Raw genomic sequence first — 23,770 nt, 5'->3', positions numbered from 1 at the left:
CGGCAGACCCTCGACTTCCAGACCCCTGCCGAGGTACTCAACCAAGCCGTTGCATCGATCGGTTGAGATCGCCGGACGTCTCGTAGAAAAGCCCCCGCCCGGCTGCCGGTTCGCGGCCGTAGGGCAATAGGTACATTTGCCCCGGAGGGGCACTCCCTTTCGAACGATGAGGACCTGTCTGAGCAGCGAGGGTGGGCGCCAAGGGCTCTTTCCAGAGACGTCAGAGCGCTAGAAGCGATGGCGAAGCCGAGCAACGCGAAGCCGAAGGCGAGCCCGATCGCACAGGCACAAAAAAGCCCGGCAACATGGCCGGGCTTTCTTGGGCGGGCATCGCGCGCAAGCGCGCTCCCACGACAGCGGTTGGGCTTAGACCGCCTGCGCCGGGTGGGCGTAGCTGATCGGGGCCTTGGCCGGATCCTTGAAGCTGACTTCTTCCCAGGCCGTGACGTCAGCCATCAGCTGGCGGAGCAGCTTGTTGTTCAGTTCGTGGCCCGACTTGTGTGCCGAGTACGCGCCGATCAGGCTGTGGCCGAGCATGTAGATGTCGCCGATAGCGTCGAGGATCTTGTGCTTCACGAACTCGTTGTCGTAACGCAGGCCATCTTCGTTCAGCACGCGGTAGTCATCGAGCACCACCGCGTTATCCATCGAACCGCCCAGGGTCAGGTTGCGCTCGCGCAGGGCTTCGATATCACGCATGAAACCGAAGGTGCGGGCGCGGCTGACTTCCTTGACGAACGACGTGGTCGAGAAATCCATCTCGGCCTGCGAATTACGCTTATTAAAGAGCGGGTGATCGAACTCGACCGAGAAGCCCACCTTGAAGCCGTCGAACGGCTCGAGCTTCGCCCACTTGTCGCCGTCGCGGACCACGACCGGCTTCTTGATGCGGATAAAGCGCTTCGGCGCATCCTGCTCCTCGATGCCAGCGGACTGGATCAGGAACACGAACGGACCGGCGCTGCCGTCCATGATCGGCACTTCAGGCGCCGACAGGTCGACGTACGCGTTGTCGATGCCGAGGCCCGCCATCGCCGAGAGCAGGTGCTCGACCGTGGACACGCGGACCTCGCCATTGATAAGCGTGGTGGAAAGGCGGGTATCGCCCACGTTCTCCGGACGCGACTTCAGCTCAACCGGCGGGTTGAGGTCAGTACGACGGAACACGATGCCCGTGTTCGGAGCCGCGGGGCGGAGCGTCATGTACACCTTGTCGCCCGTATGAAGGCCGACGCCGGTGGCGCGAATGACGTTCTTAAGAGTGCGCTGCTTGATCATGATGGGTCAAACCTTGGTGGCAGCAGCCAGGTGTATTGGAGATGCTAACACAGTCTTAACCTCGGAATAAACAAACCGGCCAGTACAGTCTTGGCCATCTTTCACCAACCCTTCAGCAATTGGTGCAAGTCGTTCGCATTTGGAGCTCGATTTAACGGGCAAGTTCCCGGGGCGTTGACCCTGAAGCGTGCCGGTTACACCGCTTTGTTGGCTTGATCGCGCGCAAGCGCGCTCCCACAAAGGCGAAGAACGCTGGCTTTCGGGCTAACAGCTGACCTTATTACATGTAACAAGACGATAACGAGACAGTGTAGAGACAGTCGTTTTCCCTTGGGGGGCACGAAGGTGCCCCGCCGCCCGGAACGGGAACGGCGGCGGGGCACCCGGGCGGGCCGGCGTCTTGCCGGGCCCTGCCCCACGTCATCCCTGACGTGCCTGGTGTATGGCGTTAGTGCCGCTTAGTCGGCCTGGCGACGCAGGAAGGCCGGGATATCGAGGTAATCGATCGCCGGCTCGGCCGTCTTGGCCGCCGGAGCCGGTGCCGCCTCGGCGCGCGGGCTCGACGAGATCGTCGGCTCGGCGTGGTGGGCGTAATCGACCACTTCGTTACCCGTACCCGTGCGCAGCACGACCGGACGCGGACGCTGGCGCATTTCGACCTGCTGCTGGACCGGCTGGCGGACCGGCTGCTTCGCCGCGACGCCGCGGTTCAGGCCGGTGGCGACCACGGTCACGCGGACGTCGTCCTGCATGTCCGGATCCAGCGAGGTGCCGATCACCACGGTCGCGTCTTCCGAAGCGAAGTCGTGGATGACGCGGCCGATCTCGTCGAACTCGCGCATGGTCAGGTTCGGGCCGGCCGTGACGTTGACCAGGATGCCGCAGGCACCGGCCAGGTTCACGTCTTCCAGCAGCGGGTTGTTGATGGCGGACTCGGCGGCAGCCTGCGCGCGGTCGTCGCCGCGGGCGGTGCCCGAACCCATCATCGCCATGCCCATCTCGCTCATCACGGTGCGCACGTCGGCAAAGTCGACGTTGATCAGGCCCGGGGCCGTGATCAGGTCGGCGATGCCCTGCACCGCGCCGAGCAGCACGTCGTTGGCGGCCTTGAAGGCGTTCAGCAGCGTGACTTCACGGCCGAGGACCGAGAGCAGCTTTTCGTTCGGCACGGTGATCAGCGAATCCACGTGCTGCGACAGGTCTTCGATACCCTTCAGGGCGACCTGCATGCGGCGGCGGCCTTCGAACGGGAACGGCTTGGTCACCACGGCGACCGTGAGGATGCCCTTCTCCTTCGCCAGCTGGGCCACGACCGGAGCCGCACCCGTGCCGGTACCACCACCCATGCCGCAGGTGATGAAGACCATGTCCGCGCCTTCGAGCATTTCCTCGATGCGCTCGCGATCTTCCAGTGCGGCCTGGCGGCCCACTTCCGGGTTGGCGCCCGCGCCGAGGCCCTTGGTGACGTTGCCACCGAGCTGCAGGTGCGTGCGACCGCCGCAGGTCTTCATGGCCTGGGCGTCGGTGTTGGCGACGACGAATTCGACGCCTTCGATGTTGGAGTTCACCATGTGGGCCACGGCGTTGCCGCCGCCACCACCCACGCCGATGACCTTGATGACCGCATTCGGTGCCAGTTTTTCGATCAGTTCAAACATTTCCCGTCCTCCGCAGAACTTTTAGTTTTTTTAGGTTTGTATCCCATGGGCGACTCCTGTCGACCGTGGGTTGCGGGCCTTCCTCTTGCCCCGGCGCCCCCCTTCCATCGGGCACCGACATCTCGGTGTGAAACTGTTTTAGAAGTTCTTGGTAAACCAGCTACGGAACTTCTCGACCACGTTGCCTACGTTGCCCACCGCCGAGCTCGTGTGCCGCGCACCGCCGCCGCTGGCGCGCGAGCCGTGCAGCAGCAGGCCGACGCCGGTGGAATGCAGTTCGCTGGATACGACATCGCCGAGGCCCGAGACGTGCTGCGGCACGCCCACGCGGACCATCTTGTGGAAAATCTCTTCCGCCAGTTCGAGCGCGCCTTCCATGCGCGCCGCGCCGCCCGTCAGCACGATGCCGGCGGCCACGAGGCTTTCGTAACCCGAGCGGCGCAGTTCGTCCTGCACCATCTCGAAGATTTCTTCATAACGTGCCTGTACCGACTGGGCCAGCGCCTGGCGGGCCAGGCGGCGCGGCGGGCGATCACCCACGCTCGGCACCTGGATCGTTTCTTCCGCGTGGGCAAGCTGCGCGAGCGCACACGCATATTTGATTTTGATCTCTTCCGCGTGAGCGGTAGGTGTGTGCACGCCATACGCGATGTCGTTCGTCACCTGGTCGCCGCCGACCGGCAGCGACTTCGTGTAGCGAATGGAACCCTGCGTATAGATCGCGATGTCGGTCGTACCTGCACCGATATCGACCAGGCACACGCCGAGCTCGAGCTCGTCTTCCGTCAGGACCGACTTGGCACTCGCGACGGCCGCCGGCACCAGTTCGTCGACCGAGAGGCCGCAGCGCTGGATGCACTTGGAGATGTTCTGTACCGCCGAAGCCGCGCCGGTGACGAGGTGCACGCTGGCTTCCAGGCGCACGCCGCTCATGCCGACCGGGTGGCGGATGCCATCCTGGCCGTCGATGCGGTATTCCTGCGATTCCTTGTAGAGCACCTTGCGATCGGCCGGGATCGCCACGGCGCTCGCGGCTTCCAGCACCTGCTCCAGGTCGCCCGCCATCACCTCGCGGTCGCGGATCGCCGCGGTGCCGTGCGAGTTGCGGGTTTCCAGGTGGCTGCCGGAGATCGAGGCGTACACCGAGCGGATATCGCAGCCGGCCATCAGCTCGGCCTCTTCCACGGCGCGCTGGATCGAGTGCACCGTCGATTCGATATCCACCACCGAGCCGCGCTTCATGCCGCGCGACACGTGGGTGCCGATGCCGATCACTTCGATCGGTTCACCCGGCTCGTATTCGCCCACGATCGCGACGACCTTGGAGGTGCCAATGTCGAGGCCGACGACGAGCTGTTTGTCGTTCTTGTTTCTCATGTTCTAGCTCAGGTTCCGACCTTGGGTGTGGCCGTGTTGTCCGATGGCGGCCACCGGATGGCGAATCCGTTGGTGTAACGCAGGTCGGCGTAGGCGAAACCGCCACGATGACCTGCAATGAGTTGCGGGTACACATCCAGGAAGCGCGCGAGGCGGCGGTCAGCCTGTTCGCGATCGCCGATCACGATCTCGGCGCCGCTATCCATGATCACGCTCCAGCTGCCGCGCTGGGTGAGCGACACGCCGGTCACCGACATGCCCACCCTGCCCTCGAACGCCTTGCGCACCTGGGCGTAGAAGCTCACCACCTCGGCCAGGCGCGAATCCGGGCCCGAGAGCCGCGGCAGGTCGCCCATCTGGTCGGCGCCGGGCGCATCGAACACCTGGCCCGTGCGGCTGATCAGCTTGTCTTCGTTCCAGCGTGCGAACGGCTGGCGCTCGTAGATGCGCACCAGCAGCGTATCGGGCCAGCGCTTGCGCACTTCCACCGATTCCACCCACGGCAGGCTGCCGATCGCCGCGCGCACGCTTTCCAGGTCCGTGGCGAAGAAGCCCTTGCCAAGGTGGGGGATCGCGGCGCTGCGGATCTGCTCGGCGCTCACATGGGCGAACTCCGCCTCCACCTTCAGCTGGGTCACCGGCCAGCGGCCAGCGGCGAACCAGCCCTGCATCACGCCCACGACAGGCAGCGCCACCAACGTGATGGCGATAGCCCATGCGACGATCCGCGTGGCGGCGGCTCCTTTCATTACTTCGCGGCCTCCCGTTCCATGGAGGTTTCCAGCACGCGCCAGCACAGGCCCGGGTAATCGAGCCCGGCGACGGCGGCGGCCTTCGGTACCAGCGAGTGCGAGGTCATGCCGGGCGCGGTGTTCACCTCGAGCAGCCAGTTCTTGCCGTGGCGGTCGCGCATCACGTCGACGCGGCCCCAGCCGAAACAATCCAGCGCATCGAAGGCCTGCAGCGCGAGCGCGCGCATCTCGTCTTCGGCGGCGCCGGACAGGCCCGGGCAGAGGTACTGCGTTTCGTCCGAGATGTACTTGGCGTTGAAGTCGTAGTACTCACCGGCCGGCACGATCTTGATCGTGGGCAGCACCTCGCGACCGACGATGCCGACGGTGAACTCGCCACCTTCCTGCGCATCGCCCTCGATCAGCGTCTCCATGAGCATATCGCCCGGGTACTGCTGGGCAAGCGCCACGGCCTCGTCGAGGTCTTCTTCCTTGAACACCCGGCTCACACCCACGCTCGACCCTTCCCAGGCCGGCTTCACGATCAGCGGGAAACCGATCTCGCGGGCGGCGGCGTGCACGTCGGCACCGCGCGGCAGTGCCTTGAACTTCGGGGTGGGCAGGCCGAGCGCGACCCACACCTGCTTGGCGCGGACCTTGTCGAGCGAAAGCGCGGAGCCGAGCACGCCCGAACCGGTGTACGGGATGCCGAGCGACTGCAGCGCGCCCTGCAGCTCGCCGTTCTCACCACCGGCGCCATGCAGGATGTTGAACACGCGGGCGAAGTGGCCGGCGCGCACGGCGTCGAGCAGCGCGGGAATGCCGTCGATGGCGTGCGCATCGACACCGGCGCTACGCAGCGCCTCGAGCACACCCTTGCCGGAGTTCAGCGAGACCTCGCGTTCGGCGGAGTTGCCGCCCATGACCACGGCGACGCGGCCGAACTCGGCGGCATCGGTGACACGGCGCGGGAAACGGGTGCTGCTCATTATTTCGAAGTCCTCAGGTTGCCGGCGTTACCCAGCTCTACCGCCGCGGCACCGATATCGCCGGCGCCCAGCAGCATGATCAGGTCGTTGTCGCGGGCCAGCGCGGAAAGCGTGGCGCGCAGGTCGCGCGGGTGGTCGACCAGCACGGGATCGGTCTTGCCGCGCGCACGGATCGCGCGGGCCAGCGCCTTGCCGTCGGCGCCCGCGATCGGCGATTCGCCGGCCGGGTAAACCTCGGTGAGCACCAGCACGTCGGTCTCCGCGAGCACGTTGGCGAAATCGTCGAGCAGGTCGCGCGTGCGGCTGTAGCGATGCGGCTGGAACGCCACGACCAGGCGGCGATCCGGCCAGCCGCCACGGGCGGCAGCGAACACGGCGGCCAGCTCGCGCGGGTGGTGGCCGTAATCGTCGACCAGCAGCGCGCTGCCCTGGTCGAGCGCGATCTCGCCACGGCGGTGGAAGCGGCGGCCGACGCCTTCGAAGCCCGCAAGCGCGTGCGCGATGGCGGCCGGCTCGACGCCCAGCTGCCAGCCCACGGCAGCCGCGGCCAGCGCGTTCTGCACGTTATGCCGGCCCGGCAGGTTCAGCGTCACCGCCACGGCGTCGACCAGGCCCGGCAGGTGCAGGTCGAACTGCATCTGGAAGCCGACCTGGCGCACGTTCGTCGCGGTGACGTCGGCGCCGGCGTTGTCGATCCCGTAGGTAATCAGGCGGCGCGAGGTGTCCTGCGCCAGCTTCTTCGTTTCCTCGTCGTCGATGCACAGCACGGCCACGCCGTAGAACGGCAGGCGGTGCAGGAAATCGCCGAAGGCCTTCTTCACCTGGGCGAAGTCGCCGTTGTAGTTCTCGAGGTGGTCGGCGTCGATGTTGGTCACGACGGCCATCACCGGCGAGAGCATCAGGAACGAACCGTCCGACTCATCCGCTTCGGCGACCAGGTACTGGCCCGTGCCCAGGCGCGCGTTCGCGCCGGCGGCGTTGAGCTGGCCACCGATCACGAAGGTCGGGTCGTAATCCGCTTCGGCGAGCACGCTGGCGACGAGGCTGGTGGTAGTGGTCTTGCCGTGCGTGCCGGCGATGGCGATGCCACGGCGGAAGCGCATCAGCTCGCCGAGCATCTCGGCGCGCGGCACCACCGGGACGCGCGCGGCGTGCGCGGCGACCAGTTCCGGGTTGTCCTGGCGGATCGCGCTCGAGATCACCACCACGTCGGCACCATCGATGTTCGCGGCCTCATGGCCGATGCGCACATCGACGCCGAGCTTCGCAAGGCGCTCGGCCGTCGGCGAGTTCGCGCGGTCCGAGCCGGACACGCTGTAACCAAGGTTCGCCAGCACTTCGGCGATACCGCTCATGCCAACGCCACCCACGCCAATGAAATGGACGCGGCGGAACGAGGTCATGAAATCATCGTGGGCGCGCAAACGACCGGGCGTCATGCGGAAACCTCCATGCAGTGACGGGCAATCGTTGATGCAGCGTCGGGTTTGGCCAGCGAGCGCGAGGCGTTCGCGGCGGTAAGGATCTGCTCGCGGTCGGCGAACAGGTCGACAAGCAACTGGGCGAGCGAACGCGCCGCGTCGGACTCATTGAGCGCGGCATCGGTAACGATGCGTGCACCGCCGACGTCGACCATGGCGCGGGCATTCGCGGTCTGGTGGTCATCCACCGCGTGCGGGAACGGCACCAGCACGGCTTCGAGGCCGGCGGCGCACAGTTCGGCGACGGTCAGCGCGCCAGCGCGGCACACCACGACGTCGGTCCACTCGTAAGCGCCAGCCATGTCCTCGATGAAGGGCACGACATTCGCGGCGACGCCGGCCGCCGTATAGGCATCGACGGCTTCCTGCAGGCCGCGCTCGCCGGTCTGGTGCACCACATCCGGGCGCACGTCATGCGCGGCGAGCAAGGCCAGCGCCTTCGGCACCGCGTTGTTCAGCGTGCGCGCGCCGAGGCTACCGCCAAGCACGAGCAGGCGCGGTACGCCGCCGCGCTGGTGGAAGCGCACGGCCGGGGCCGGCAGCGCGGCGATCGACGCCCGCACCGGGTTACCCACCCACTCCGCGCCGGGCAGCACGTTCGGGAAGCCGGTGAGCACGCGCTTCGCGAAGGACGCGAGCTTGCGGTTGGTGAAACCGGCGACGGCGTTCTGCTCGTGCACCACCAGCGGGATGCCGGCGAGGCGCGCGGCGACACCGGCGGGGCCGGCCACGTAGCCGCCCATCGACAGCACGCAGCGCGGACGCAGCTTGCGCAGCAGCGCCAGCGCCTCGAACAGCGCACGCGCCAGCATCAGCGGCGCCAGCAGGCGGGTCTTCATGCCCTTGCCGCGCAGGCCACCCACCTTCATGGTGTGCAGCGGGATATCGTGCGGCGGAACCACGCGGGTCTCCATGCCACCTTCGGCACCGAGCCAAGCGACGGGAATGCCCTGCGCGCGCAGCTCGTCGGCCACGGCCAGGCCGGGGAAGATGTGGCCGCCGGTACCGCCGGCCATGATCAGCACGGGGCCGCTCATGCGACACCCCCGATCGGCGCGGATGTCGGCACGGCCACGGCCGGGTTACGCACCGCCGTCCGGCGGGCATCCTCGGCACGGTTGATTTCAAAGGTCGCGCGCAGCAGCACGCCGACCATGCAGCAGGTCATCAGCACCGACGAACCGCCCGAGCTGATCAGCGGCAGGGTCAGGCCCTTGGTCGGCAGCACGCCCAGGTTCACGCCGATGGACACCATGGCCTGGAAGCCCAGCATCAGCGAGATGCCGTAAGCGACGTAGCCGGAGAAGCGGTGGCCGAGCTCGACGCCCTTCAGCCCGATATACAGGCCGCGGCCCACGAGCACGACATACAGGCCGATCACGGTGGCGATGCCGGCCAGGCCCAGTTCTTCCGCGAGCACGGCCAGGATGAAGTCGGTGTGCGCCTCGGGCAGGTAGAACAGCTTCTGCACGCTGGAGCCCAGGCCCACGCCGAGCCACTCGCCACGGCCCACGGCGATCAGCGCCTGGGTGAGCTGGAAGCCGTCGTTGAACGGATCCTTCCACGGATCGAGGAACGAGGTGAGGCGCTTGATGCGGTAATCCTCGGCGGTCGCCGCGTAGATCAGCAGCGGCACCAGCGGCAGCGCCAGCAGCAACAGGTTGCGCATGCGCGCACCGGCCAGCCAGACCATGCCGACGGTGGTGGCGACGACGAGCGCGGCCGAGCCGAAGTCGGGCTGGGCCAGCAGCAACAGCACGATGAAGCCGGCCACGCCGATCGGCTTCACCACGCCGAACAGTTCGTATTCCACGCCTTCGCGGTGGCGCACGAGGTAGCTGGAAAGGTAGGCGACCAGGATCACCTTCATCGCTTCCACCGGCTGGAAGCTGGTGACGAACAGGTTGATCCAGCGGCGCGCACCGTTGATGCGCATGCCGAAGCCGGGGACGAACACCAGCAGCAGGCCGACGACGCCGAGCAACAGCAGCAGCGTGCTGTGCTTCTCGATCACCTTCAGCTCGGTGCGCATGGCGATACCGGCGAGGATGCAGCCACCAACCAGGAAGCCCAGGTGCTTCTTCAGGTAATAGAAGGCACCGACGTGCGAGCCGTCGGCCACGGCGATCGAGCTGGAGGTGACCATCACCACGCCGATCGCCGCGAGCGCGAGCGCGGCCACGAGCAGCGGGATGTCGAAACTCCCCCGCGGCCCCTGCCGGCGCTGTGCCTGCTTGTTACCCATGCCAAACATGTGTCTCAGCGCACCTTCAACGTAGCCAGGCCAATAAGCACCAGCACGACGCTGATGATCCAGAAGCGAACGATCACCCGCGGCTCGGGCCAGCCCTTCAGTTCGAAGTGGTGGTGGATCGGCGCCATGCGGAAGATGCGCTTGCCGCGCAGCTTGAAGCTGCCGACCTGCAGCATCACCGAGGCGGTCTCCATCACGAAGACGCCGCCCATCACGATCAGCACGATCTCCTGGCGCACGATCAGCGCCACGCAGCCCAGCGCGGCACCGATGGCCAGCGCGCCCACGTCACCCATGAAGACCTGGGCCGGATAGGTGTTGAACCAGAGGAAGCCGAGGCCGGCACCGGCCAGCGCGCTGCAGAAGATCGCCAGCTCGCCCGCACCCGGGATGCTCGGGATGCCGAGGTATTCGGAGAACAGCTTGTTGCCCGCGAGGTAGGCAAAGATGCCCAGCGCACCGGAGACCAGCACGCTCGGCATGATCGCCAGGCCGTCCAGGCCATCGGTCAGGTTCACCGCGTTGGAGAAGCCCACGATGATGAAGTAGCCGATGACCACGAAGCCCAGGCCCAGCGGCAGCGCCACCTGCTTGAACAGCGGCACGTACAGCGCCGTCTCGGCCGGCAGCTGGTGGGTGTAGTAGAGGAACAGCGCGGCGGCGAGGCCGAATACCGACTGCCAGAAATACTTCCAGCGGCTGGCGAGGCCACGGCTGTCCTTCAGCACCAGCTTGCGGTAATCGTCGTAGAAGCCGATCGCACCGAAGCACAGCGTGACGAGCAGCACGACCCACACGTAGCGGTTGTTCAGGTCGGCCCAGAGCAGCGTGGCGATGCCGATCGAGAACAGGATCAGCGTGCCGCCCATGGTCGGGGTGCCGGCCTTCGAAAGATGCGTCTGCGGGCCGTCGCTGCGCACGACCTGGCCGGCCTTCAGCGCGGCCAGCTTGCGGATAAGCGCAGGGCCGAGCAGCAGCGACACGCACAGCGCGGTCAGCGCCGCCATGATCGCGCGGAAGGTGATGTACTGGAAAAGATGCAGCGACGTGAAGTGCCGAGCCATCCATTCCGCCAGTTCAAGCAGCATGGGATGCTCCTTCAGCGTACTTCTTCATCGCCGCGACGACCCGCTCCATGCCGGACGACCGCGAACCCTTCACCAGGACGGTGACGCCCTCGTGGATCTGCGCGCACGCTGCCTCGATGAGGTCTTCCTGCGTGGCGAAATGCTGTGCGCCGGCGCCGAAGGCTTCGACGGCGGCGGCACTCTTCACGCCGGTGGCCAACAGCCGCTCGATGCCGCGGTCGTGGGCGAGCTTGCCCGTGGCCGCGTGCATCTTGAGCGTGTCGGTGCCCAGCTCGGCCATGTCGCCGAGGATCAGCCAGCGCTCGCCGCGGGCCAGCGCCAGCGTCTCGATCGCCGCGGCGGCCGAGCCCGGGTTGGCGTTGTAGCTGTCATCGATCAGCGTCCAGTCGCCCTTCATCGGCTCCAGGTTCAGGCGGCCCGCGACGTGCGGCACCTGCTCCAGGCCTTCCACGATGGTGTCGACCGGCACGTCGAGCGCGCAGGCGATCGCGGCGGCGGCCAGCGCATTCGCGACGTTGTGGCGGCCGGCGAGCGGCAGGTGCACGTCGCCATCGCCGTGCGGCGTGCTGAGGACGAAATGCGTGCCGTCGATGCGTTCCTCGACGATATCCGCGCCGATATCCGCGCGGTGTTCCAGGCCGTAGCGCAGCACGCGGCGCGAGCCGGCCAGGCCGGTGAACAGGCTGATGAAGCGCTCGTCGTCGACGTTGATGATGGCGACGCCATCGGCCGGCAGCGACTGGTACAGCGCGCCCTTGGTTTCAGCGACGCCTTCGATCGTGCCCATGCGCTCAAGATGCGCGGCGGCGATGGAGTTGACGAGGCCGATATCGGGCCGCGCGATGGCAGCCAGGTAATCGATATCGCCCGGCTTGCCCGCGCCCATCTCGAGCACGGCGTACTCGGTATCTTCCGGCATGGCCAGCAACGTGAGCGGCATGCCGATCTCGTTATTGTAGTTGCCGGCATTGACGTGGGTACGGCCATGGCGCGACAGGATCGACGCCGTGAGCGTCTTCACCGTGGTCTTGCCGTTGGAACCGGTGATGCCGATCACCCGCACCTTGTTGTTCTGTGCGCGCACCGAGCTGGCCAGGTCGCCCAGCGCCAGCTGCGTATCGTTGACGATGACCTGCGGCAGGTCGACATCGACCGGACGGGTCACCAGCGCGGCGGCCGCGCCCTTCTCGGCGGCGGCGGCGACGAAATCGTGGCCGTCGACGTGCTCGCCGGGCATGGCGACGAACAGGTCGCCCTTCTGCACCTTGCGGGTATCGATGGCGAAACCGGTGACGTCGGTGTCGGCGCCCTGCAGGCGGCCACGGGTCCAGAGGGCGACGGCGGAGAGACGCATCATGCGCGTGCCCCCTTCGCAGCCGGCTGGGCCATCAGGCCCTGCGCCACGGCGAGGTCATCGAACGGCAGCTTGCCGTCCGGGCCTTCCTGGTAGGTCTCGTGGCCCTTGCCGGCGATCAGCACGACGTCGTCGGCCTTCGCGCCGTTCAGCGCCAGCGCGATCGCCTTCGCGCGGTCGCGCTCGACGGCCACGGTTTCCGGATGCACGAAGCCGGCGACGATCTGCGCGACGATGGCGTCGCCGTCTTCGCTGCGCGGGTTGTCGTCGGTGACGATCACCACGTCGGCCAGGCGCTCGGCGATGCCGGCCATGATCGGGCGCTTGCCCGCGTCACGATCGCCACCCGCGCCGAACACGCAGATCAGCTTGCCCTTGGTATGCGAGCGCAGCGCCAGCAGCGCCTGCTTCAGCGCATCCGGCGTGTGCGAGTAATCGACCACCACCAGCGGCTTCTTGCCATCGCCACCCAGGCGGCTCATGCGGCCGTTCACCGGCTCGAGCGCCTCGAGCGCCGCGTGGATCCGCTCGAACGGCTCGCCCAGCGCGCCCAGCACCGCGGCCACGGCCAGCAGGTTGGCGACATTGAAGCGACCGAGCAGCGCGCTGCGCACGGTGCGCATGCCCCACGGGGTGCTCAGGTTGAACGAGAGGCCCTTCGCCGACGTCACGACGATGTCGGCGCGGACTTCCGCATCTTTCTCGGTGGCGTCGTGGGCCATGGAGGTGCGCAGCTTCGCCACGCCTTCCGGCAGGCCCTTCGCCAGCTTCACGCCGAACGCATCGTCCACGTTGATCACGGCGGCCTTCAGGCCGGGGAACGCGAACAGCTTCGCCTTGGCGGCGCCGTACGCTTCCATCGTGCCGTGGTAATCGAGGTGATCGCGGGTGAGGTTGGTGAACACCGCGATATCGAAATGCACCGCGTTGACCCGGCCCTGCTCCAGCGCATGCGAGGAGACTTCCATCGCCACGTGCGACGCACCGTCGGCGCGGAACGAGGCAAACAGGCCCTGCATGCTGATCGCATCGGGCGTGGTGCGCTCGCCTTCCACGACGGCACCGTGCATGCCCGCGCCGAGCGTACCGACCGTGGCCGGCTTCCTGTGCAGGAAGGCGAGGGCCTGGGCGATCAGCTGCACGGTCGAGGTCTTGCCGTTGGTACCGGTGACGCCGATCACCTCGAGCGCGCCGGTCGGCTCGCCATGGAAGCGCGCCGCGATGGCACCGGTGTGCTCGCGCAGGTCCTTCACGGTGACGACGGGCACGCCCGGGTCGGCGGCGTCGAACGGCGCTTCGGCCAGGATCACGGCCGCGCCGTTTTCCACGGCCTTCGCCGCGAAGTCCATGCCGTGGCCCTTCGTACCGCGCAGCGCCACGAAGGCGTTGCCCGCGGCGATCTCGCGTGAATCGAGCGAAAGGCCCGAAACGACGATTTCGCCGGCACCCTGGGCGTCGGCGAAACCATTCAGAAGTTCGTTGAGGTTCATGCTGCTCATGGCACCACCTCTTCCGCCGCGCTTTCATCCGCGGCCGGTGGTGCGTTGGTCGTGCCGATCATCCCGCCCTGGCTCGGGCCGCCGGCGTACCAGCGGCCGACGTTGTCGGGCGGAATATCGAGAAGTCGGACGGCGCCGGTCATGACGTTGGCGAACGCCGGGCCCGCCACCGAGCCGCCATAGTAATGGCCGCCCTTCGGGTCGTTGATCACGACCACGGTGACAAGGCGCGGGTTGCTGGCCGGGATCATGCCGACGAACAGGGAGATGTAGTTGTTGGCGTAGTAGCCGCCAGCGGAGTTCTTGTGCGAGGTACCGGTCTTGCCGGCCACGCTGTAGTTGGCGACCGAGGCGAAGCCGTAGCCGGTGCCGCCCGGGGCGAGCACGGTTTCCAGCATGCGCACGAGCTCGTGCGCGATCTCCGGGCTCACCACCTGGTTCGGCGGGTTGTCGGCGCCCTTGATGAAGCTGGGTGCACGGTACTGGCCGCCGTTGGCGATGGCCGCGTAGCCAGTGGCGAGCTGCAGCGGCGTCACGTTGAGGTTATAGCCGTAGGCGATGCGCGACTTTTCGATCGGCTTCCAGGTGCGGCCCACCGGCAGGTAGCCCGAGGCTTCGCCCGGGAAACCGCTACCGGTGCTGTTGCCGATGCCGAACGACTTGAACATCTCGTACATCTTGTCCGTGTCCAGCGTCATCGCGATCTTGGCCGCGCCGACGTTGGAGGACTTGGTGATCACGCCGGTGGGCGTGAGCGTGCCCCAGTTATGCGTATCGCGCACCGGGTGGCCGCCCATCATCCACGTGCCGGGCGAGGTCTCGATCAGCGGCGCGGTGGGCGTGTACTTGCCGCTATCGAGCGCCGCGGCCATGGTGAAGGCCTTCATCGTCGAGCCGGGCTCGACCACGTCGGTGACCGCGCGGTTGCGGCGGTCGCCCGGGCTGCTGCCACGCACGGCGTTCGGGTTGAACGACGGCAGGTTGGCCATGCCCAGCACTTCGCCGGTGTGCACGTCCATCACCACGATCGAGCCGGAATCGGCCTTGTTCTTCTCGAGCGTATCCTTCAGCGCGCTGTATGCGAGGTACTGGATGCGGCGGTCGATCGAGAGCGTGAGGTCGCGGCCCGGCTGCGGCTCGCGCACCAGTTCCACGTCTTCCACCACATGGCCCATGCGGTCGCGGATCACGCGCTTCGCGCCCGGCTTGCCGGCGAGCCACGGGTCGTACGACAGCTCCAGGCCTTCCTGGCCGTGGTCGTCGATATTGGTGAAGCCGAGGATGTGGCTGTTCACCGCACCCGACGGGTAATAGCGGCGGTACTCGCGCTGCGAGTTCACGCCCGGAATCTTGAGGTCCATCACCGCCTGCGCGTCTTCCGGGCGCATCTGGCGGGTGATGTACATGAACTCCTTGTCGGCACGCGCTTCGATCTTCGACTTCAGGTCGTCGGCATCGACATGCAGCGCCTTCGCCAGGTCCGGGATGCGGTCGGCGTTCTCGAGCAGTTCGGGCGGGTTGGCCCACAGCGACGCCACCGGCGTCGATACGGCCAGCGGCTCGCCGTTGCGGTCGAAGATGGTGCCGCGCGAGACGGCGATCGGCATTTCACGCAGGAAACGGGCATCGCCCTGGTCCTGGTAGAACTGCTTGCGCACCACCTGCAGGTCGAACGCGCGCACGAGCAGGCCCGATGCGGCCACGCAGAGCACCGCGACCATCACCGTCATGCGCTTGCGCGGGCTCGGGCCCTGGCCGCGGCGGCGGCTGGGGACGACGAGCTTGCCCTGGCGCGCCCTCATCGACGCACCAACTGGATGTCCTGCGGCTTCGGCGTGAACATGCCGAGCTTCTCGCGGGCGTCGCCATCGATGCGGCTGGGTTCGGCATAGGTGGCCTGCTCGAGCTCGAGGCGGCCGTATTCCACGCCCAGGTCATCCTTCTGCGTCTGCAGGCGCGAGAGCTCCACAAACAGCACGCGGCTCTCATGGCGCGTCCACACCACGCCGATCGCGCTGCCGATGACGGCGAGCAGCAGGAGCGTGAGGCAGATGGCGCCGAAGGTCTTCATGCGAGCTTCTCCGCAACGCGCAGCACGGCGGAGCGCGAACGCGGGTTCGCGGCCACCTCGGCGTCGGAGGCGAAGATCGCCTTGCCCACCGGCTTCAGGCGCGCCGGCGGCGCTTCCTTCGGCGGTGCGCGGCGGCTGCCCTGCACGCGGCCTTCGTGCGAGCGGATGAACTGCTTCACCATGCGGTCTTCCAGCGAGTGGAAGCTGATGACCGAGAGGCGGCCACCCGGGTTGAGCAGTTCCAGCGCGGCATCGAGCGCGCGCTCGACCGAGGAGAGTTCCTCGTTCACGCGGATGCGCAGGGCCTGGAAAGTACGGGTCGCGGGGTTCTTGCCGGGCTCGCGGCGGACGCCGCAGCTCGTCACCAGCGCGACGAGCTCGCCGGTGCGGGTGATCGGTGCAGTCGCGCGGCGCTCGACGATGGCCTTGGCGATGCGCCGGCTGAAGCGCTCCTCGCCAAAGGTCCACAGCACGTCGGCGATCTCGGCTTCTTCGGCGTCGCGCAGGAAATCCGCCGCGCTGATGCCGCGGGTCGTATCCATGCGCATATCGAGCGGCGCATCGGCCATGAAGCTGAAACCGCGGCTGGCGTCATCGAGCTGCGGCGAAGACACGCCGAGGTCGAGCAGGATGCCGTCGAGGCCACCCTCGGCCAGCGCGGGCCATTCGCCCATGGTCGCGAAGTTGTCGTGGCGCAGGCTGACGCGCGGATCGGTCGCCAGGCCGGTCTCGGCCACGGCGATGGCGGTGGGGTCGCGATCCATCAGGAACAGGCGGCCTTCGGCGGAAAGACGGGCAAGGATCGCCGTGGCGTGACCGCCGCGGCCGAATGTCCCGTCGAGATACCGCCCGTTCTCGCGCACAGCGAGACCCTCCACCGCTTCGTCGAGCATCACCGGGATGTGCACATCGCGCCCCGCCATCGCTACATCCCGCTCCGTTTCACTGACTACCTGTTCTTAGAGTTTTCGTTACAGCCGCAGCTCCGCCATGTCGTCGCTGATCTCGTCCTCGCTGATCGTCTGGCGGATCTTGGCGAGGTGGGCCTGTTCGCTCCAAAGCTCGAACTTGCTGCCCATGCCGAGGAGCACGGCCTTTTTCTCGATCCCTGCTGCCGCCCGTTGGCTGGATGGCAGGAGGATGCGTGCCGCGCCATCGGGTTCCACGATGGCGGCGGCGCCGACGAGCTTCATCTGCAGGTTGCGGTGTACGGCTTTTACGGATGGGAGCTTGTTGACGTCGTCGCGTACCCGTTCCCATTCCTCGTAAGGAAAGATCCACAGGCAGCCGGTTTCGAAGGGGTTGTAGGTGATAACCAGGCGATTACCGCAGGCGGCCGCCACTTGATCCCGATACGAGGTCGGAATCGTCAGACGACCTTTGTCGTCGACCGTGATGGCTGTTTCGCCTTGGAACATGTCTGGTTGCCCGCCCCACCAAATCCCACGATTTCACACTGGGGCCCACGATAGTCTCGGGTCCTGAGACTGTCAAGGAATTTTTACTTGTGAATCAAGGAGAAAGCTCCTGTTCATCACTAATTCCAGCCATTTCTGAGCAATCAACGGAAGGTGGTTGAATCGCGGGGATTTTTTGATTTCGCGTACACGTTCTCAGGGCTCGCCTGAGGGCGAAATCAGGTCCGTGACTGAATTCGCATTCACACCGCGACGACGATCGCATGCCCGATCGCCCCCACAAAAAAACTGTGGGAGCGCGCTTGCGCGCGATGGGGTGCTCGCGGCAAGGCCCATCGCGTGCAAGCACGCTCCCACAGGATTGAGGCGAGGCCTCAGAAGAAGATTGGAGTCGGCCTGTAAGCCGGGTTCTGTGCGCCTTGCGGCGTAGCAGTCATTCTTCTCGACCTGGCGTCGCCGCCAGGCTCTAGCAACCTACCCGGGGACGATACGGGCCGCATCATGATCCCCTTATTTGGTCTTGCTCCGGGTGGGGTTTACCGTGCCGTACGACGTTAGCCCCGTACGCGGTGCGCTCTTACCGCACCCTTTCACCCTTACCTGATCCCCTTGCGGGGCCATCGGCGGTCTGCTCTCTGTTGCACTGGCCGTCAGCTCACGCTGCCCAGGCGTTACCTGGCACCCTGCCCTATGGAGCCCGGACTTTCCTCGACGCGCACAAGGCGCGACGCGACTGCCCGGCCGACTCCACCGCCGATTATACGGCACTAACCCCTGTGGGAGCGCGCTTGCGCGCGATGGGTGCTCGCGGCAAGACCCATTCCGCCGTAGGAGCCCACCCTGTGGGCGACATCTTTCGCGATACCGCCGCCGGCTCTGTGTCGGGTCGCGAACGGCGTCGCCCACAGGGTGGGCTCCTACGGGTTCGCTACAATTCGTGTTCGCTCACTCGACTGGCCCCACCCATGCCCACTCCCCGCCCCGGAACCCTGCACGTCGTCGCCACGCCCATCGGCAACCGTGATGACATCAGTGCGCGGGCGGTGGCGACGCTGGGCCAGGTAGCCGTCATCGCCGCCGAGGACACCCGACATACCCGGCCGCTCCTGCAGCACCTGGGCATCGACAAGCCGCTGGTCGCCCTGCATGACCACAACGAGCGCACGGCGGTGGATGGATTGGTAGAGCGCATGCGCAACGGCGACGACGTCGCCCTGGTCTCCGATGCCGGCACGCCGCTGATCAGCGACCCCGGCTTTCGCCTGGTGCGTGCCGCGCGGCAGGCCGGGCTGAAGGTGAGTCCGGTGCCGGGCGCCAGCGCGCTCGTCGCCGCGCTCTCCGTCGCCGGCCTGCCGAGCGACCGCTTCATCTTCGAAGGCTTCCTTCCCGCCAAGGCCGGCGCACGCAAGGGACGCCTGTCCGAGCTGGCCGGTGAAGCCCGCACGCTCATCTTCTATGAGTCATCGCACCGCATCCTCGAGTGCCTGGAGGACATGCGCGATGTATTCGGCGCCGATCGCGAGGCCGTCGTGGCCCGTGAGCTGACCAAGCTGTTCGAAACCGTGCTCGGCGCGCCGCTGGGCGAACTGGTCGGCACGGTCGCGGCGGACGCGAACCAGCAGAAGGGCGAGTTCGTCGTGATGGTGGCGGGGCGCGAGGCGGGCGAGGATGAGAAGCTCGCCGAGGGGCTGCGCGTGTTCGGCATCCTCAAGGAAGAACTGCCGCCGGCCAAGGCGGCGAAGCTGGCGGCGGCGATTACGGGGGCGGCCAGGAAATCGCTTTATGGGAACTGAGGCGGGGTGTTATCGCGCGCAAGCGCGCTCCCACAGGGGATGAGGGTAACGTGCGGGTGGTTATCGCGCGCGAGCGCGCTCCCACAGGGGTTGAGGGAGGGCGCCTAGCCTGCGCAGGTGGCGGCTACGGGCGGTACCGCCGCGGCGCGTAGCGCGGGGCCCAGCACCGCCAGCTGGCCCAGGGACCACAGCACGACCGCGCCGGCGGCGAAATACGACGGCGGGAGCAGCGGCACTTCGCTGTACATCATCAGGCCGATGCTGATCCCGTAGGCCAGCACGCCTCCCGCGACGATGCCCATGCTCACGATCAGGAAGTTCTCGAGCTGGAAGTAATGCAGGATGTCGCGCCGGGTCGCGCCGATGGCCCGGCGGATGCCGATCTGCTTGCGCCTGCGCGCCACCCAGAAGCTGGCCAGGCCGACGATACCCAGCGCCGTCACCAGCAGCAGCGCGATGATGATGCCGAACAGGATCCCCATCATGGCCTTGTCGTTGGCGAAACGCAGGGTACGCAGTTCCGGTATGGACAGGCTCGTTTCGCGGGTCAGCACGGCGTCGGGCGCCAGCGACGCCACCGCCTCGCGCGCCTTGTGCATCACGCCGGGAAGATCGGCCGGCGCCGCGCGCAGCATGTACGTACCGGCGAACCGGGGCCCGGCGAGCGCAGGCGCATACACCGACCAGTCCGAAGACTCCGCGCCGCGCGAGCCAGGCACCGCGATGGCCAGCCGCTGCAACACCCCGATCACCCGGTAATGAAAGTGGTCGATCCAGAACTCCTTGCCCAACGGACTATCACCCGGCCACAGGTGATTGGCCAGCGACCGCGTCACCAGCACGCCCGCCTCGTGCGGCACGAAATCTTCGACGACCCGGTATTCCTCCGCCGTCGGTGCGCGCCCCTCGACCACCTTCACGCCCATCGCTTCCAGCGTCCCCGGGGTGCCCAAGTAGAAGTCGACGACGCCGCCAAAATGCTTACCCGCGGGATCCAGCGTGACGCCCACCGTGCCGGCCTGCGGGCCAAACGGTACGGTGTTCACGACGTTCACCGAGGTCACGCCAGGGATCCTGCGCAGGCCCTCCAGCATGCGTGCATTGAGGTCATTCGCTTGCTGTGGCTCGTAACCGGTGAGGTAAAGCGCTCCCAGCGAGCTTTCATCCACGCCGCTGACCAGCTGCATGGCATGCCAGCGCGCGGCGATGAGCGAGCACGCGTTGCACATCACCGCGCAGGCCAGCGCAATCTGCAACACGATCAGCAGCGTGGCCAGGCGGTGGTGCCGGAGCGAGGCGAGGATGGGATGGAGTGACGTGCCGGGCATCCTCACAGCGTCTTCAGTTGCAGCGCGGGGGCAACGCCGCCCGCCCTGACCGCGGGCAACGCGCCCGCCAGCAGGCTGACCACCACGGCCAGCACGAAGGTCACCGCGAACATCGAGGGATCAAGGTGGACCAGGTCGGCATAGGCCACATCCTGCCGTCGCACCAGCCATAGCCCGGCCAGCGTCAGCAGCCACCCAGCCAGCCCACCGGCCAGCCCGATGACGCCGGCCTCGACCAGGCACTGCGCGATCACCGCGCCACGCGTGGCACCCAGCGCGCGACGCACGCTGAAATCACCGCTGCGGCGCAGGAACTTCGCCAGCATCAGGCCGATGGAATTGCACAGGCAGATCACCAGGAACGCGAACGCCAGCCAGGTCTGCAGGCGCACATCACCAGGCACCACGCGGTTGGTGGTCATCCACTCCATCAGCGAAGGCACGGCCGTGAGCGTCTGCGTATAGCGCCCGCTGGCTTTCTGCTGCTCCGCATAGCCCGCGACGAAGCGGCGGTAATCAGCCACCTTCGAGGAGTCGTTCAACTGCACCCACAGCCACACCCACTGGCAGGCCGCGTTCTTCAGGTGGCCGGGCGTCTCGGGCACGCGCCAGCAGGTGAATTGCTGGAAGTTGCCGTCGTTGATCTCCAGCCCCGTCTGGAACGGGGTGAAGATGTTCTGCGGCGAGCGGTAGAAATCCGCCGTATCGCCACCCGCCATGCGCCCACCGTGCACCTCGTAAAACAGGGGCGATGGCCGCCAGGGCTTGAGCACGCCGACGATGCGCACATCGGTATTGGCCAGCCGGAGGGTGCGGCCCACGCTGTTTTCGCCGTGGAACAGCTTGTGGTTGAAGTCGGAGGAGATCACCGCGACGCGCGCGTGCTTCTCGTCGTCATCAGCGCTCCACGCGCTGCCGTATTCGAACGGCACATCGAACATGCTGAAGAAATCGGTGGTGGTCGAGAGCATGTACTGCATGAGCGCGGGCAGGTTGGTTCCCGGCGCACGCACCTTCAGCTGGCTATCCACCATGATCGCCTGGCGATCGGCGCGCTTCGCGCTCCACAGGTCCATGGCCGAGCGGTAATCCATGAGCTCCGCGGGGTGCAGCGAGTTCACGCGCACGGTATCCGGGCTCACCTGCGGATAGAACAGCTGCGCGCTGCGCCCGGGGATCGGGTCGCCCGAGAGCAGGTGCATCACGGTGAGCGTCGTCATGCTGGTGCCGATGCCGACGGCGATGGCCAGCACCATGAGGCCCGTAAGCACCGGGTTGCGGCGCAGGCTGCGCACCGCCAGTTCGAAGTAGTAGCCAAACATTCCCTATCCGCCCCCTTTCGTCATGGCAGGGGTTGAGCAAGACGCGGGCCAAGCCCCGGGCCCAACCATACAGCGCGTGCGATCAGTCACTTAGGCCCGAGGGCCGCCGTGCCAGCCGGTGTCCGCGGACACTGTCCGTGTCCGCCGCCCACGCATGGCCGGACAAGGCACCGCGCCCTGCGCCATGCGCGGTTCCGGCCGGCTGGTCACATCGGCCTCGCGGATCGATCGGCTATGATCCCCTCGTTTCGGCGCCCTGCGGCGCCCTCGCGCCCTAAGGAACTTGCGATGCGATCGATCCGCGCCCTGACCCTGAGTGTCCTCATCAGCGCCGCCCTCGCCGGCTGCGTGACCCCGGGCGCTTCGCGGCCCGAAGCCCACAGCCCCTCGGGCGAGGCGACCCAGGCCGCACAGGCAATGTATACGCGCGGCCAGTTCGACCAGGCGGCGCAGGCGTATCTCGCGCTGGCCCAGCAGGATCCCGACCATCGCGACTACTACAAGCTGCTGGCCGGCGAGGCCTACCGCCAGGAGGGCGCGCTCGACCGTGCCGCGCCCGTGATCGCCGACATCCGCCGCTCGCACCTCGAAGGCGAGGATGCGCTGCGCTTCGATGCGCTGCGCGCCGAGATCGCGCTGAAGAACAATGATCCGAAGACCGCGCTGTCCCTGACCGGCAAGCCGCCGGCACGCGTGTCGCCGCAGGTCGAGCAGCGGCTCGCCGAACTGCGCGCGCGTGCGCAGGCGGCCTCGGGAGATCCGTGGAGCGCCGCCCAGACCCGCGTCGAGCTCGATGGCCAGCTGCGCGGCATCGATCGCGAACAGAACCGCCGCGAGATCCTGACCCTGCTCACCGGCATGGGCAACGCGGAACTCACCGCGCGCGGCACCGGCATGGGCGCGAACGACCCCATGCGTGCATGGGTCACCGAGGCCCAGGCCCAGCTCGGCAACGTCAGCCGCGCGCCGGCGGTGCTCGACCAGGCGGTCGGCACCGTCACCGGCAACCAGGGCGTGCGCGAGGGCTACAAGGTCCCGGACAAGGTCGCCCTGATCCTGCCGCTGAGCGGCCCGCTCGCCGGCGCCGGCGCGGCGATCCGCGATGGCTTCTTCACCCATTACGTGGATTCCGCGCACGCGAACGCGCCGCGCCCGGAGGTCGTCGTGTACGACGCCGGCAACGACGCCGCGCACGCGGTGGCCGCGTACGACAAGGCGGTCGCCGAGGGCGCGCGCTTCGTCGTCGGCCCGCTGAACCGCGAAGGCGTCTCGGCCATCTTCGCCAAGGGCGCACTGCCCGCGCCGATGCTCACGCTGAACTACCCCAGCGACAGCAAGAACCTGCCGCCGGCGGGCGCCAACGAATTCGGCCTGCTGCCGGAAACGGAAGGTGCGCAGGTCGCCGACCACATGGCCGACAAGGGCATGAAGACCGCCACGGTCATCGTCTCCACCGATGATTTCGCGCGCCGCGCCGGCAACGCCTTCAAGGCGGAGTGGCAGGCCCGCGGCGGCACGCTCGCCAGCCAGGTCACGCTCGACGCCAACAGCATCGACTTCTCCTCGCAGCTCTCCGGCCTGCCGGTGCCGACCGAGGAAGAAGCAACCACCAGCGGCGTCTTCATCAGCATGAAGCCGCAGCAGGCCCGCCTGTTGCTGCCGCAGCTGCGCCTGGCCAAGGACAACCTGCCGGTGTTCGCCACCTCGCACGTGTATTCCGGCGGCGACGATCCGACCTCGGATCGCGACCTCGAAGGCGTGGAATTCTGCGATGCACCGTGGCTGTTCGATGCGCAGCCCGGCCTGCCGCGCCGCGCCGACCTCGCGACCGCCCTGCCCTCGACCAAGGGTGTTGCGGCGCGCCTGTTCGCCTTCGGCATGGATGCGTGGGGCCTCGTGCCGTACATCGACTGGATGCGCGGCCACGCCGGTGCCTACCTGCCCGGCGCGACCGGCCAGCTCGTCGCGGATGAGTTCGGACGGGTCCGACGCGTACTCATCTGGGCGCGTTTCGCTGACGGCGTCGCCCACCCGGTCGCCGGTAGCCTTGAACTCGAAGCGCCGGCCACCGCGCCGACCGTCGAGAATGGCGGCGGCTAATCCCTGACCACCCCGGCGCGGAATGGAGT

19 protein-coding genes and 1 other RNA gene are annotated in these 23,770 nt (G+C 67.3%); 2 read left to right on the top strand and 18 right to left on the bottom strand.

All coding sequences use genetic code 11. The annotated features are described in order from the left end of the window. Window positions 1-366 precede the first annotated feature (366 nt). The 16 genes from lpxC to rnpB form a co-directional block, all read right to left on the bottom strand. Window positions 367-1,278 carry a UDP-3-O-acyl-N-acetylglucosamine deacetylase gene (gene lpxC, locus ACZ6YI_RS19815; protein ID WP_440325458.1) on the bottom strand — a complete coding sequence of 304 codons (912 nt, stop codon included), beginning with the start codon at window positions 1,276-1,278 and terminating at the stop codon, window positions 367-369. Window positions 1,279-1,736: 458 nt separating this feature from the next. Beyond that, window positions 1,737-2,936 carry a cell division protein FtsZ gene (gene ftsZ, locus ACZ6YI_RS19810; RefSeq protein WP_440325460.1) on the bottom strand — a complete coding sequence of 400 codons (1,200 nt, stop codon included), beginning with the start codon at window positions 2,934-2,936 and terminating at the stop codon, window positions 1,737-1,739. 138 nt (window positions 2,937-3,074) lie between these two features. Then, window positions 3,075-4,313 carry a cell division protein FtsA gene (gene ftsA, locus ACZ6YI_RS19805; RefSeq protein ID WP_440325462.1) on the bottom strand — a complete coding sequence of 413 codons (1,239 nt, stop codon included), beginning with the start codon at window positions 4,311-4,313 and terminating at the stop codon, window positions 3,075-3,077. A gap of 8 nt (window positions 4,314-4,321) precedes the next feature. Next, window positions 4,322-5,062 carry a cell division protein FtsQ/DivIB gene (locus ACZ6YI_RS19800; protein WP_440325463.1) on the bottom strand — a complete coding sequence of 247 codons (741 nt, stop codon included), beginning with the start codon at window positions 5,060-5,062 and terminating at the stop codon, window positions 4,322-4,324. After that, complete coding sequence (locus ACZ6YI_RS19795; protein ID WP_465780138.1) at window positions 5,062-6,033, bottom strand: D-alanine--D-alanine ligase; 972 nt, start codon at window positions 6,031-6,033, stop codon at window positions 5,062-5,064. The genes ACZ6YI_RS19800 and ACZ6YI_RS19795 overlap by 1 nt, the downstream gene beginning before the upstream one ends. After that, window positions 6,033-7,472, bottom strand: coding sequence for a UDP-N-acetylmuramate--L-alanine ligase (gene murC / locus ACZ6YI_RS19790; protein WP_465780137.1), 1,440 nt, complete (start codon window positions 7,470-7,472; stop codon window positions 6,033-6,035). Before murC ends, ACZ6YI_RS19795 begins: the two co-directional genes overlap by 1 nt. Continuing rightward, window positions 7,469-8,551 carry an undecaprenyldiphospho-muramoylpentapeptide beta-N-acetylglucosaminyltransferase gene (murG, locus tag ACZ6YI_RS19785; protein WP_465780136.1) on the bottom strand — a complete coding sequence of 361 codons (1,083 nt, stop codon included), beginning with the start codon at window positions 8,549-8,551 and terminating at the stop codon, window positions 7,469-7,471. The genes murC and murG overlap by 4 nt, the downstream gene beginning before the upstream one ends. Beyond that, window positions 8,548-9,768, bottom strand: coding sequence for a putative lipid II flippase FtsW (ftsW, locus tag ACZ6YI_RS19780; protein ID WP_465780135.1), 1,221 nt, complete (start codon window positions 9,766-9,768; stop codon window positions 8,548-8,550). The genes murG and ftsW overlap by 4 nt, the downstream gene beginning before the upstream one ends. Window positions 9,769-9,773: 5 nt before the next feature. Then, complete coding sequence (mraY, locus tag ACZ6YI_RS19775; protein WP_440325471.1) at window positions 9,774-10,856, bottom strand: phospho-N-acetylmuramoyl-pentapeptide-transferase; 1,083 nt, start codon at window positions 10,854-10,856, stop codon at window positions 9,774-9,776. Next, window positions 10,846-12,213: a UDP-N-acetylmuramoyl-tripeptide--D-alanyl-D-alanine ligase gene (locus ACZ6YI_RS19770; RefSeq protein ID WP_465780134.1), complete on the bottom strand. Its 1,368-nt coding sequence runs from the start codon at window positions 12,211-12,213 to the stop codon at window positions 10,846-10,848. Before ACZ6YI_RS19770 ends, mraY begins: the two co-directional genes overlap by 11 nt. Beyond that, window positions 12,210-13,709 (bottom strand): UDP-N-acetylmuramoyl-L-alanyl-D-glutamate--2,6-diaminopimelate ligase, encoded by a 1,500-nt coding sequence (locus ACZ6YI_RS19765; RefSeq protein ID WP_465780133.1) that lies wholly within the window; start codon window positions 13,707-13,709, stop codon window positions 12,210-12,212. The genes ACZ6YI_RS19770 and ACZ6YI_RS19765 overlap by 4 nt, the downstream gene beginning before the upstream one ends. Continuing rightward, entirely contained in the window at window positions 13,706-15,511 is a 1,806-nt protein-coding gene (locus tag ACZ6YI_RS19760; protein ID WP_465780132.1) for a peptidoglycan D,D-transpeptidase FtsI family protein, read from the bottom strand. Before ACZ6YI_RS19760 ends, ACZ6YI_RS19765 begins: the two co-directional genes overlap by 4 nt. Then, complete coding sequence (gene ftsL, locus ACZ6YI_RS19755) at window positions 15,508-15,780, bottom strand: cell division protein FtsL (protein ID WP_465780131.1); 273 nt, start codon at window positions 15,778-15,780, stop codon at window positions 15,508-15,510. Before ftsL ends, ACZ6YI_RS19760 begins: the two co-directional genes overlap by 4 nt. Further along, a complete protein-coding gene (rsmH, locus tag ACZ6YI_RS19750; RefSeq protein ID WP_465780130.1) occupies window positions 15,777-16,703 on the bottom strand; it encodes a 16S rRNA (cytosine(1402)-N(4))-methyltransferase RsmH in 927 nt (308 codons plus the stop codon). The genes ftsL and rsmH overlap by 4 nt, the downstream gene beginning before the upstream one ends. A 48-nt stretch (window positions 16,704-16,751) precedes the next feature. Beyond that, complete coding sequence (mraZ, locus tag ACZ6YI_RS19745) at window positions 16,752-17,198, bottom strand: division/cell wall cluster transcriptional repressor MraZ (RefSeq protein ID WP_440325482.1); 447 nt, start codon at window positions 17,196-17,198, stop codon at window positions 16,752-16,754. A gap of 383 nt (window positions 17,199-17,581) precedes the next feature. After that, window positions 17,582-17,947, bottom strand: an RNA gene (gene rnpB, locus ACZ6YI_RS19740) — RNase P RNA component class A. 216 nt (window positions 17,948-18,163) lie between these two features. Here rnpB and rsmI point away from each other — a divergent pair. Next, window positions 18,164-18,991, top strand: a complete 828-nt coding sequence (rsmI, locus tag ACZ6YI_RS19735) for a 16S rRNA (cytidine(1402)-2'-O)-methyltransferase (protein WP_465780129.1) — start codon at window positions 18,164-18,166, stop codon at window positions 18,989-18,991. 104 nt (window positions 18,992-19,095) lie between these two features. On the opposite strand, the gene ACZ6YI_RS19730 is transcribed toward rsmI, so the two are convergent. Next, window positions 19,096-20,319, bottom strand: a complete 1,224-nt coding sequence (locus ACZ6YI_RS19730) for an ABC transporter permease (RefSeq protein ID WP_465780128.1) — start codon at window positions 20,317-20,319, stop codon at window positions 19,096-19,098. Window positions 20,320-20,321: 2 nt separating this feature from the next. Then, window positions 20,322-21,641 carry an ABC transporter permease gene (locus tag ACZ6YI_RS19725; protein ID WP_465780127.1) on the bottom strand — a complete coding sequence of 440 codons (1,320 nt, stop codon included), beginning with the start codon at window positions 21,639-21,641 and terminating at the stop codon, window positions 20,322-20,324. 288 nt (window positions 21,642-21,929) lie between these two features. Here ACZ6YI_RS19725 and ACZ6YI_RS19720 point away from each other — a divergent pair, with 288 nt between their 5' ends. Next, entirely contained in the window at window positions 21,930-23,741 is a 1,812-nt protein-coding gene (locus ACZ6YI_RS19720) for a penicillin-binding protein activator (protein WP_465780126.1), read from the top strand. Window positions 23,742-23,770: the final 29 nt, after the last annotated feature.

It is taken from the genome of Luteibacter sp. NPDC104163, assembly GCF_055584245.1.
Note: the sequence above shows the minus strand (reverse complement) of the source record. Positions and strands in the feature narration are given on the sequence as shown.